The sequence below is a fragment of the [Mycoplasma] cavipharyngis genome (assembly GCF_042984175.1).
GTDB lineage: Bacteria > Bacillota_I > Bacilli_A > Mycoplasmatales > Mycoplasmoidaceae > Mycoplasma_N > Mycoplasma_N cavipharyngis.
This window is the reverse complement of record NZ_CP155569.1, coordinates 866343-880208: the sequence shown is the minus strand read 5'-3', so window position 1 is coordinate 880208 and position 13866 is coordinate 866343. Positions and strand designations below refer to the sequence as shown.

At 26.4% G+C, this 13866-nt stretch carries 7 protein-coding genes; all 7 read left to right on the top strand.

Going from position 1 to position 13866, the window contains the following annotated elements; genetic code table 4:
- Positions 1–859: 859 nt before the first annotated feature.
- Positions 860–2644, top strand: coding sequence for a hypothetical protein (locus tag MCAV_RS03480; protein ID WP_391591736.1), 1785 nt, complete (start codon positions 860–862; stop codon positions 2642–2644).
- Between the two features lie 318 nt (positions 2645–2962).
- Entirely contained in the window at positions 2963–4723 is a 1761-nt protein-coding gene (locus MCAV_RS03475; protein ID WP_391591735.1) for a hypothetical protein, read from the top strand.
- Between the two features lie 354 nt (positions 4724–5077).
- On the top strand, positions 5078–6037 hold the full coding sequence (locus MCAV_RS03470; protein WP_391591734.1) for an ABC transporter permease: 960 nt from the start codon (positions 5078–5080) through the stop codon (positions 6035–6037).
- 25 nt (positions 6038–6062) lie between these two features.
- Entirely contained in the window at positions 6063–7034 is a 972-nt protein-coding gene (locus MCAV_RS03465; RefSeq protein WP_391591733.1) for an ABC transporter permease, read from the top strand.
- Positions 7035–7140: 106 nt separating this feature from the next.
- Positions 7141–9846, top strand: coding sequence for an ABC transporter ATP-binding protein (locus MCAV_RS03460; protein WP_391591732.1), 2706 nt, complete (start codon positions 7141–7143; stop codon positions 9844–9846).
- A 2-nt stretch (positions 9847–9848) separates the two neighbouring features.
- Complete coding sequence (locus MCAV_RS03455) at positions 9849–10547, top strand: hypothetical protein (RefSeq protein WP_391591731.1); 699 nt, start codon at positions 9849–9851, stop codon at positions 10545–10547.
- Positions 10548–10659: 112 nt separating this feature from the next.
- The gene (locus tag MCAV_RS03450) at positions 10660–13863 is read left to right on the top strand and encodes a hypothetical protein (RefSeq protein WP_391591730.1); all 3204 of its coding nucleotides are present in this window, start codon (positions 10660–10662) and stop codon (positions 13861–13863) included.
- The last annotated feature ends 3 nt before the right edge of the window (positions 13864–13866 follow it).

Here is a 13866-nt window from a genome sequence, read left to right as displayed (position 1 = left end):
AAATAAACGTTTATTTAAAGATTTTAAACTAGAAAATAATATTATTTTATAGTCATATATTAAGTAACTTTTACTTAGTGAAAAAGTTAAAAAAACTATTTTTATATTGCTAAAAATGTTTAATTTTTAAACTATAAACAATCATAAAATTATAAGGAAAAATTGGTTTTTTAGAATTTATTAAATACATTCAAAATAATCAAAAATTAATTCAAAAATATAATAAAAATTATCATATTGGTTTACATACAAAAACATTTATTTGATACAACATTAAAGAACTTAAAAACGCATGCTTTTTATATTCAAAATTAATTTTAAAATTTATTTTTAAATTAAAAAATAAAAGATTTTTGAATAATCTATATGTATGTTTTTAATTTAATTAGTAAATTATTTATAAGAAAAAATTGATATTGCATAATACTTTTATTTAACACAAAAATTTTGCAAACAAAGTTGCATTAAATTTACTACACTTTTGATAATAGTATTAACACAAATAAATAATATGACCGTTTTAAGAAAATTATGGCGTCTTTTCTTCATGCTTTAATTAGCTATACATATTAATAGTTTAACAATGCAGAAGTGGTTTATAAAAATCTGATATATCAAATTTTCTTAAAAATTTTTTTTCATTCTTTAATTCACAATAATCCTTTTTTTTAGAACATTAATAAAAATGTAAAATTTCAGTCATAATTATATTAATAGTTAAAAGATGTAAAAACTCTTATTAACTAAATTTTATTTAATTAAATAAGCAATTTATCCATATGAAATATATATATATATATATATATATAAGAAAAAATATAAAAATTATAAAAAAAATTGATTAATTTTTCCTTTAATTATGAGCGCTTCACTAATAGCTGCTTCATGTAGTCAAAACTCAGTTGCTCCATGTAATTGTAGTTCAAAAACAATGAAGGAAAATAATAGTAATATTAATAAACCAACTTTAAATCTTGAAAGTATAAAAAATGATCCAATAGGATTAAAATTTGAAAAATTCAACAATGAAATAATTGAATCAGCATATAATGAACATCCAAGTGTTTTTATATCTCGAAATGCATCACAATTTTTTATTTCTAGTTTTATTGCATTAGTAGCTCAATTGCAACTTATTAATAAACAAGAAAATAAACACCCTTATAATGATGTAGTTTACTTAATTGATTCTGAAGTTAATTCTTATCAAAAAACACTTAATAATGAACCACAAAGATTTAATTTTGCACATTTACTAAGTAAATATGGAGATGTAGCATTAAAAACATATTCACAACAATTTAATGTTAACTCAGGAAAATTATTAGTTCTTGATAATCCCAAATATTTAGAAAATTATTCTTTTTCAGATTATTTTTCTGATTATTCAATTTTCCCAAGAACTGAACAAGAACTAAGAGCCTACTTAAAACCTTATTTAGATAATTGTGTTGAGTTGTTTGATTTTTACATTCCTGACATTTCTTATACTGCATTAAATAAACAAACTAGAGATTTTATCTTAAAACACGCTAATAAGATTGTTATTTTATCTGATGGAAATGCTCAACCATATAAATTTATTAATGATAATTATATTAATTATATTAAAAACCAAAAAAAGCATTATACAAAAGAGCAACTTCTTCAAGCATGAGATAGTTTAAAAACTGATAAACCATCTCAAATTGATTATCATTATTTTTATACTCTTGAAGAAAAGTTTCGTATTTATAATTTATCAGGAAAGTATATTCAAGCATTTAATGATGATTTAGATAAAAAAAATTTAAGTTGAGCTAAAATTAACATTCATGATTATCCACTTAATTATTCTAATATAGCTAAATATCTAAATAAATATCTGTCTGAATTAAATGAAAAAGAATTTTTAGATGATTATAATAAGTTAGTTAATTTACATAATAAAAAACTAGAAGATTTGATTGTTCATGGAAAAGAAAAATTAGATAAAAGTAAAAAGAATTTAATTTTTGTTGGTTCTTCACTTTTCAGACAAGATCAAGGTAAAGAATGAAGAATTATTTCAGACACTCAATCTCGAAGTGAGTTGCATAAATACTTTAAAAAAATATTAGAGCTTTATCCTTCAAGTGAATACAATTATCTCTATAAACTTCATCCAGTTTATAGAGGAGAACAAGCATTAGAATACATTAAACACTTTACTAATGGACATGAAGGTCAAGCAATTATTTTAGATCCTTCTATTTCTTGAGAGAACATGCTTGCTTTAGACATGCAAGAAATTGAAAGTGGAAATTCACTTTTATTTGATAAAGATAAGAAAGATTTTGAAAAAAATAATGTAAAAACAAAGTTGTTTGGAATTCAACCTACTTCAACTGTTCTTCTTGCAACTTTAGTAATGCTTCAAGCACAATTTAACATTACTTTAGATCAAGCTTTATCATTTGTAGATCCTAAAAATTTCCCTATTAGTGATAATTTTAATATTGTTAAAAGAGACTTGCACTATAAGGGAGAACAGGGTCAAACTGCTAATCGAAAAGAACTTTATAGTGTTTATAAATATTTTATTGATACAAAATTATTCCCTGATTTAAACCAATTCCCTGCAATGAGTGAGTTTTTGAAAAAAACAAAAGAAACAATGGTTTAATAAACCAACAGTCTCACTTTTAAATAAATAATAAAAATATCATGTTTAGAAATCTAATGCATGATATTTTTATTTTATTTTTATGATTCTTTTACTATTTTGTTTCAAAAATAAATTTAAATTTAAAACTAACTATTAAATAATAATTAATAGTTTTAATAACATAATTTAATTATTACATCTTGATTGATATTTGATAATAAAAATGTTTTTTTAATCAATTTACAATTTGATAATAGCAACTATCCTATCAAGTTTGAAAAAACCAATTTCCCAAAACTATATAAAATTAGTGCTAATAATGCTCATTTAAAGCAAATGATTGATGTTAGTTCATATGTGCTTGATCCGTTTGATTGGTGTGCAAATGCAAGTAATGAGAGTGACACAGAGATGTGTCAAGATCCTAACCCAAATTCTTCTAATAATCAAACAACTAGGGCAAATTCTAATAATGTCACCAAATCCCAAGCACTAGCACAATACACCAATCCAATTAAAGATGGTGTCCCAAGATACTTCTCCTTAAATAATAACCAAATTCAACAAATCCCTAGATACTACTTAAAAATTAAGCTGGCCTACTTTGATCTTGCTAACAACTTATTAGGAATTGGAACAGACAAAGATCCACTAGGAGTGTATGGCATTTCATGATATTCGTTGCAGCAAACAAGTAATACTGATGGTCTACTTCCAATCCAAGATCCTAAGATTCGTGGCCCATATGGAATTAATGTGTATGCTACAAGTGAGAAGAGTGGCTCATCTTGAAAATACACAGATGAGCAAGTAGCTAGATGAAGGTCAATGCCTTTTCCAATTAAAGGACTAACTTTTGGTAATTTTAATGATGTGCCAGATAGTAATAACCAGTTTGATAGTGGGGTTAAATGAGGTAGTGGCACTAACCCTGACTCTGGAGGCAATCAACCCTACTTCAACTTTGCTAACAACCATCTAGTTGCGCCCATGATTTTTAAGCAAAGCAATGTTAATTATGATCCAAATGCAATTATTGCCCCTCAAACTAAAAGTGTCAACTTGTTTGTAGGATTAGAGGATTTTCAAAAATCAAAATATCATATGGATCAAAAGATGATTATTGAAAAATATGAAAAACAAACAGACAAAACCCCCTTCTCAGACAATAACAATGCTGAACTACTAGTTCCTGAACCTGATAGTATTTATCCTTGAATTAATCAAATTGGACAAACTAAACAATATTTACCAGGAACAAGCTACATTTGAAACACTTATAGTGTTTATACTGTACGATCATTTAATGGTTATGGGCTGTTTGAGCAGAAGGAGGATAGTAGGGCTGATGGGACTGAAGGGAACATGTGGGATAATAATGTCCAGATGACTAGTAATGGAGGGAACCAACAGGGACAACCTGATCCTTATGCGGGTACATCTTATAAAAACGGATCAGATAATAGTCAAGGCATCAAATGAACCGTACCTAAAGCAAGTGATTTTAAGGTGTTTAAAAATGGTAGTGGTAATTCTTCCATCCCCCCCAACATTAGTGATTTTATTAGTGGAAAAAACGGACAAGACCCTCATGGCTGATGGGGGGTGAGACAATTTAGTGGGAATTGAAGCCCCAGTTTTTTCACTGGAAATAACAAATCAGCCGGAGCAAACCACCCCATCCACTGAACCCGCTATAAACCATTTCGCACTTATTTAGTAAGTGCTAAAAGCTTTGCTAGATCTCATCGCCGCCAAGCATACACACCTGTATATGATGGCAATGTTTTTTATGATGCAACTACTACTGATAATGTCAATCAAACAATTAGTTTAAGTCCTAGTGGGCAAACTTTAAACAATACTACTGGAGTGAATAATAAAATCAGTTTTTTGAAGTTGACAAATAGCAATGCTGATATTATTAGTCCAAATGCAAACGGTGTTGTTCCAGGCTTGCGCGCATTTTTCACTAACAACAACAATTCAGCACTTTTTGGTTTTGCACCTAACTTATGATTGACAAATATTAAGCAACCTAGTAGTTTTGGGATTAGACAAGGCGAGAATACGCCATACAAATCAGCGTATAGATAATTGATAGTAATTTAATTAATTATTATTAATTAAGTGATTATAATTTTTAAATTATTTAAAATTTTTGATATAATCGACTTAAGTTATAATTTAAATCGAAAAGAATAACTTTATTTTATTGACAAACAATCTAAGTGGTTTATTTACTACTTAGACTTTTGTATTATATTAAACAGGATTTTTTATAATTTTATTTTTATTTTTAAAATTAAAAAAATACAAATGCAATTGTAATAATATCATAAAAATTAGCAATTTAATAATTAGTTTGCTAATTAAATAAAGTTTATTTTTTGCTTTTAAGTTTTCAATAGCTGATATTAAGTAATTCATTATATAAAATCTGAAAACAGTATGCTCCGTGTTAGTAAGTTATTTTTTAATAAACGAGTTGGCATGCAATTAGTAGAACTAATTGTATTGATGTTTATTGCCTTTGTTTTAGTTTTTATTTTAATGCACATAATTCCTGGGTCTACTGCTAAATTGGCTAATGCTGCTTTACCATTAGAACAACAAAGAGCATTAATTGCCCAATATGGTTTAGATAAACCTTTAGCAACTCAGTTCTTTATTTATGTTGGTAATATTTTTACTAAACTAGATTTTGGAATTTCATTATCAGTTCGTACTAATGATCTTGTAGTTAATATTTTAGGACCAAAAATCTTCTTATCATTAGTTATTGGATTAATTTCATTAGGTATTTCTTTAGTTGTCGGATATTTAATTGGGACATATTTTGGAATTAATAATAGAAATTTTTTAGGTAATGCGGGTAATGTTTTAATTTCTTTTTTATTAGCACTACCATCTTTTATTATTGCTACAATTGTTGTTTCGATTGTCTCACTAACAAATTCTTCTAATTTGATTTTGTTTAAATACGAGCAAGTTGAAACGTGAATCTTACCGATTATTACTTTATCAATTCCAACAACTGCAGTATTAGCTAACTTAGTCTCTGGTGAAATTATTAATCAGAGCCGTGAACAATATATTAAGTTTGCCAAGGCCAAAGGCCTTAATACATGAACAATTATGACCCGTCATTTATTTCGTCGTGGTATTTTTTCAGTTATTTCACAATTACCAGGTTTATTACTAGGAATTATCATTGGTGGTTTATTTATTGATTCGATTTTTTCAGTTCCTGGAATTGGTGGAGTTTTAGGAGCAGCAATCATTACTAAAGATTATGATATTATTCAAACTTTAATTCTTTTGTTTGCTTTTATGACTAGTTTAACTTTTTGATTGCGTGATATTCTTTATGTTTTTTCAGATCCTCGTTTAATTCGGGTTTTAACTTAATATTAAGAAAAGATGAAACAATATTATGAAAAAATTACTTCTTAAACAAAAACAAAATCATTCAGTAGTTTTTTCTAATAATAAAACTAATCCAATCAATTATTTAAACCCATTTGCATTTGTTGCGCCATCATATGTAGAACAACGAATGAATCAACCTAATGATGTTGAAGTTAAAGTTACTTTTGCTCGACTGAAAACTTTTTTTCTATCACCATATGGTGTTCTAGGTTTTACCTTTTTTACTTTGATTGTTCTTTGTGGTTTAATTATTCCTTTTACTACTAAAAGTCCTTATACGATTAGTGCTGATGATGCTTTTTTAGATTTTGGTTTACGTGGTTTTATTTTAGGCACAGACCGATTGGGTCGAGATATTTGAGCTCGAACATGATGGGGCTTACGTAATTCGATTGGCATTGCAACAGCAGCAACTTTAGCTGATGTTCTTTTAGGTGTTGTTTTAGGCATTTTAATGGGATATTATCGTTTTTTTGATCGCATTTTTAATTTCTTTATTAAAGTGCTTAACTCAGTCCCTAATATTATTATCTTAATTTTAATTTCAATTATTTTAAGCGCCAATGTTGGTAGTATTATTTTAGGAATTGTCTTAACTGGTTGGATTGGTATGGCCCAGGCTGTTAGAGGAATTGTTTTACAAGTTTCAAACCAAAACTTTATTACTTCTTCTAAATTATTAGATACACCTAATCGCAGCATTATGATGGGATTCATTCCCTTTTTACTACCAACAATGTTCTCGATTTTAATTCTAAATGTACCAACAGCCTTATTAGCTGATAGTGGTTTAGCATTTTTAGGAATTGTTGTTCCTAATTTACCTACTCTAGGTTCGACATTTAATGCTGCTATTAGTGTTATTACGATTTATCCCCAACAACTTTTAGGTCCAGTTTTTATCTTGACATTCATTATTTTTAATATTCGCATGATTTCAATTGGTTTTAGTGACGCATTTCGTTCGAATCGTTAATAATTTATCTTTTTTTCAATATTTAAATTATTTTTACTGGCAATTTCTATTAAGTAGAAATATCAAAATAAGATCTTAATAATTAATAAGTTTTTTACATTTTTTTATGAACTACAACAAAAATCGTTACATCAATAAAATAATTGCTTCTAGTGCTACTAATAATGCTAATAATTTAGTGGCTTTGAATGCTAATCCAGTAACTGATCAAAAAAATTTCATTAATAAAGAAGTGTTGCAATCCTTACAAAAAGAGCACAACCAAAAATATGTTAATGATTTAGATGCAGAAAAAAATGTTATTGTTGCGATTCGTGATTTTTCTTTAGGTTTTGAATCAAGTTTAAATGGAAAAGTTAAACAAATTCTATCAAACATTAATCTAAACCTTTATGCAGGTGAAAAAATTTCAATTATTGGTGAATCAGGTAGTGGCAAAACTGTTTTAGCTAATGCGATTGCTTGTTTATTAGGTGTTGATGCAATTAAATCAGGTTCAATTAAAGTTGATGGAATTGATGTTGTTAAATTATCAAATTTCCAAATTCAAAAACAGAAAATTCGTGGTCAAAAAGTTAGTTATGTTTTTCAAAACCCTTTACAAACAATGAATCCATACTTACAAATTGGCACACAATTACTTGAAGCTCTAAAAGGTAATAAACAATATAAAACTAAAGCTCAGAAAATTAATAAAGTTCTTGAAACCTTACGTGAACTAAATTTATCAAATCCTGAAAAAATCTTTCAATCATATCCTCATGAATTATCTGGTGGAATGATTCAACGAGTGGTAATTGCTTGTTCATTATTATTACAACCAAAAATTTTAATTTTAGATGAACCAACTTCTGCACTTGATGCTGTTGTGGAATTGCAAATTATTGATTTATTAAACAAAATTGTTGCTAAAGGAACTTCAGTAATTTTAATTTCTCATGATCTAAAATTAGTTTCCACCTTTTCTGATCGAATTATTGTTTTATATGCTGGACAAATTGTCGAAATTGGTACTACTAAAGAAATTAATTTATATCCCCAACATCCTTATACATGAGGATTATTAATGTCAATTCCCTCTTATCAAAAAGAGTTATATTCGATTCCTGGTAGGGTTATTAATGATTTATCTTTAGTTGTTGGTGATGCTTTTGCTTCAAGAAACATTAATTATGCATTAGCAATTGATTTTAGTGAAAAACCACCAATGTTTAAAATTAGTGATACTCATTATGCTGCTTCTTGATTATTATCAGAACATGCTCCAAGTTATCAACCCCCAAAACCAATTCAAGAATTATGAGATGCTTATTTAAATGATCATGCTTTATCTGAAGCAGAAATTAAACTAGTTGATCATGATGAGATTAATCATAATCAATCAAAAATTTTAGAAATTAAAAACATGAATATTACTTATGCAACTTCAAAAACAATTAGTAAAGCTGTTCATGATTTTAGTATGTTCATTAATCCTAATGAAATTGTTGGTTTAATTGGCGAATCAGGTAGTGGCAAATCAACAATTGCTAAAGCAATTGCTGGGCTATTAGATTTTAATGCAATTGAAGCAAAAATTATGGGAATTGAATCACCACGGTTTGCTTCAGAAATTGTTGGTCAAGTCAGAACTAGATTTGCTCGAGCAGTACAAATGATTTATCAAAATCCTGCTTCTTCTTTAAATGTTTTTAAACCAATTTGAAAAATTGTTGGTGAAGCATTATTTTTTCATAGTGAATTATTAAATAGTAAAGTTCAAGAATTATACCAACGTGAATTTAATGCTAAACAAAACATTGATGCTACAGTTTTATACCAACAAATTAATAAAATTAATTATTTAAATGGTCAACTTAGTTTTCTAAAAAAATCAATTGCTTCAAACCAAACGACTTTTAATTTTGAACTTTATAACAGTGCAAAATCACAAAAAAAATTACAAAAATTAAATTGATCAGTAAAACAAACCAAAATATTAGATCGGTTAAAACAACGTTGAGAATTGCACCAAAAATTAATTAAAGACGCACAAGTTAAACGCCAAGAATTAATTGCTAATAATAAAAGCATTGTTGCAGAATTAAATAAAATTAAAGTTGAAGTTGCTAAAGAAAATAAATTATTACTAACACTTTCACGTGATCATGTGTTACAAAAGAAAATTAAGAGCAAAATTCACAGTCTTTATTTAATTAAAAAAACATTATTAAAACATAAAAAGAAAGTTCACCGTTTAAGTGATGAAGCAATTAAAACTTTTGTGTTACAAGCATTAAAAAAAGTTGGATTAAATGAAGTGCACATGAAAATGTTATCTTGACAATTATCAGGTGGACAACAACAACGAGTAGCAATTGCTAGAAACTTAATTTTAAAACCCAACTTATTAATTGCTGATGAACCAATTGCTTCATTAGATGTATCTTTACAAGCTGATATTATTAAATTAATTGGTAATTTAGTGAAAAAAAATAATATGTCAACCTTATTTATTTCACATGATTTGGAAATGTTATCACAAATTGCTGATCGAATTTATGTTTTATATAAAGGAATTATGGTTGAATCGGGTTTTACTTTAGATGTTTTTGCTAATCCAATTCATCCATATACTAAGATGTTAGTTTCATCATCTTTAAATAAAGGATATAACAAAAATATTACTAATGTTTTTATTTTTGATCCTAATAAACATTATCATCATGATTCAAATGAAGTGAATCAATTGCATCAAATTAGTAATCAAAAAAATCATTATGTTTTTGCTAAAAAATCAGAAGTTGATGCTTGAATCAAAGGGAGATATTAAATATGTCATACTGATATTTTTGAATTAGTATTCCAATATCTTTAGCTTTATTTTTTATTTTCTATTGATTAAATCGTTATTTTAGTTGAAAAGATAAACTAATTCTTTCATCAACAATAATTTTTAATATCACATCATTTTTGTCCTATTTAATTAGCATTGTTTTTTTATTTCAAAATGTAATTAATAATAATCAATTATTAATTAACTTACAAAAGATTAGTTATATTTTAGCTTTTATTGCCAATACTATTTTAGTTTTAATGCTAGTTAATATTGTTTTATTACAAGTTTATTATTATAAGTTTCATCACCCTAATTTGCGTTTTAATTGATTTTTATTAATTATTTCTCTAATTTTATTTGGTTTATTAAATTTGTTTTATGGTTTATTGTTTGATAGTCCATCAACTTTTAATTCAAACAATGTAACTGGTTTATTTTCGTTTTTAATTTTAATTCCAGTTTATTTTTTACAAACTTATTATTTACTAATTTTATTGAAATTTTATTATAGTGCTAATAAGTTAAGAGTGATTTTTATTTGACATAATAAAATTAAAACTTTTTTATTTAATAAGTTTTTAAAATCTAAATCCAACAATAAAAAAACAGTAATTGAAAATGCTGATAATGTTGAAACCCTTGAAGAAATTAATAGTGAAAAATTAATTGATTTTTTTTATAGTAAAAGAAAGTAATTAACTTTTTTTAAATAATGCAAAATTAAAAAATAGTTAATTAAGTTGATTAAATCTTAAGTATTAATAAATATTTAATTATGATAATTGAAATTGATGAGATTAAAATTTTATGAAATTTAAAACACGAAAAATTCTAACAATTGGTGGAGTATTAGGATTAGGCTTTACAACAGTTGGTGCAGTAGCTGGTTATATTAATTTAAAACCAATTCAAAAAGCTGCAGGAACTTATGCTGAAAAAAATGCTATTAATTATCAAGCACTTGCTCAAGCTCGAATTGAATCAGCAGCTGCACAAAAAAATACTAAAAATAATTCTTTAAAAGTTGAACAAGTTTTTCAAGCAAAGAAAAATAATCAACCAGCAAAACCAGCTAAATCAGTTAATGGTTTAGATTTATGACGTTATGGCAAAGGTGTTTTTGCTATGCACAAGTCTGATGATATTAGTAAATATCCAACTGATTTTACTAATAAAAGTTCTTTTCTAACAACTGATTTATTAATTGCGCAATTAATGAAGTTTGCTGGTTATCAAAGTAAAACAAAACCAAATCCTAAATCAATTGATGCTTTTGAATTTGTTGGTCAGTTTTTAAATCAAGTAGCACCATTTATTCCTAATGTTTTAGGATTAAATCCAGTTGAAATTGTTGATACTGGTGTTAATAGAAATATTAGTGAAATGAACATTGGTTTTGATACTCAAGTTACCTTTCAAGAGTATGGTGCACGACCAACAGTTGATGTTTATGGTGTATTAATTAACACTTATAACTTATACATGTTAAAAAACTTTAGACCATTAACTTTTAATGATGTTGATACTTTAAGTGAAGACAATAAATTTGCTAATGCTTTTGCTTTTGCAATTTTAGCTCGTAAAGGTGCTTATAGTGAGTTTTTAGAAACACAACTGATTGGTGATACTGATTATGCAGGTTGAAAAAAATCTTTTAGTGACATTTTTTTCAATGATGGTAGTGATTTTAGTCATTCTCAAATTTTAAGTTATTTAGTTCAACCAAAAGATGCTACTAAAAATGGCGATAATGATGAACCATTATTTAAGAGTTTAGGTAGTAACATTAAAGAAGTGAAAGAATTAGTTAGAAGCAAATTACAAGATCTTGCGATTAGTTTTTTAGAAGATTTGAAATTAGCGCTACTAATAGCAACTTATAAACAAATTACTAAATATCTTTTGCAAAACATGGGTTGAGATGATGAGAATTATCAACGTTATGGTACTCCTGGAATTACTTCAACTAATGCTTATATTGGTTTGAAAAAAGATGTATATGACAAATTTAAAGCAGCATTAAAAAAAGCTACTGAAATTAAAGATGGTGATAAATTTGTTAGAGATAGTGATTTTTATGATTTAACTTTTAATCAATTAGAAAAAGGTAATACTAGTGCCTATAATTTTCGTTCTGAAGATATTACTAATGATTACTATCAAGGAATTGATGCTACTGGTAAACCTAAAAAGGGAGATCCTAATTTTTATATCCCATTATATGCTGCACGTTCAACTAGTTATCTTTCAGTTAATAATCCTAGTAACTTTAGTTTAACAACTAATTCTTTTCCTTTCTCACCATCAACAATTGATCCAGAATCAGGCGCATTTAATCAAAAAAATATTGATACAAAAAATTTATTTAGAAATACTCAACCTTATTTTAATTCATTACGTACTGCTACTTTTGCATTTAATTATTATCAAGATAAAAATTTTTCTATTAGTAATGAAACAAATACAAAAGGATTTGTTACTCAATCTAATAATACTCAAAATTCTACTACCAAACAAATTAGTGCTAAATCTTATTTAGTTAATACTCCAGGTTTAAATATTTTTGTGCAACAATTTTTACCATTAATGAAAATTTTTGTTACTAAAGAAATTAATTATTTAAGAAAAAATCCAACTGAAATTGGTGATAAAACTTTTAATCCACGTTCAGTTGATAATAATGATAAATTCCATTTATTAAATGCAGTTAATTTACTTTATAACCAATTTATTAACCAATCTCGTGGTGATGTCCAATATTATTTAGATAGTACTGGTAATAGAATTGCAGTAAATACAGCATCACCAATTAATAGAAATGATTTCATTACTAAAAATGAAACAATCCTTCTTCAAATTATTAATGAAAAAAATAAAGATCAGTATAGTTTAACTCCTAATGTACGTCAAAGTATTATTTCAGAAGCTAATGCTTATACTTTTTATCAAATTGCTAAAGAATTGTATGACAATATTGTTGATTATGCTTCAACAATTCCTAAATATAATGTTCATAATGTTGATCCTGGTAACATTCACTGAGATTCAATTGATCAATTCAATGAAGCAGCATTATTTTATTTTGTTAATTTAGGTGGAACAAGAAATTATAGTTTTAGTAATCAATATTTAAGATCAGCAAGTGCCTCTTTAAATACAAGTTCAATTAATCGCACAACTGGTGCTTATGGTTATACTGATAATGGTGATGAATTTAACTATGAACCTAAAACACAATTTTCTAACATTAGTTGATTTGAAAATATTGCTAGTTATCATCGTAATATTCCAACAATCTTAGCATTATTAAACCAACAAAACATTAATAATGAATACTATAAAATTAAAACAATTAAAAGTCCAAATGGTGAAAAATTCACTGATGCTGAAGTAATTGATCATAAATTAGCTTATTTGAAATTTTTAAGTTCATTTAGTAGTAATGGTCTAAAACTTTATGATGACAATACTGGTGAAATAACTGATGTAGCAAAAACAATTATTAACTTATTTGATCAAGAAGTTTTAGGAACAAAATACTTTTTTGCTAACATGCAATTTAATGAAAAAGTTGATGAATTTTTAATGCTTAATGGTTATTTCAAAAAAGGTTATGATATTTCAGAAATGACTAATTTATTCAACCAAAGAAAAATTGATTTTGTTAAATTAGAACCAAAAATTACTTGAGCTGCTAAGTTTGGTGGTTTTTCACAAGCTAATTATACTGATCCTAATTTAGACAAACTAGTTGGTTTTGCAGCAGTCGGCATGAATTTTGGTTTATTTGAAAGTGTTGATTTTAGTGCGATTAGTAATAGTAATAACACATTAAATTATTTAGATATTAAATCTAATCAACCTCTAACAAGCGCTAATGATTTGATGATTAATCCTAATACTAATGTTAATGGTTATTCCAACTTCTTTGCTCCATTAAGATATGGTTATGATCAAACAACAAAACAATTTTTTGTTAATGTTAAAAAGAATTGGATCCTACCAAATTAATTT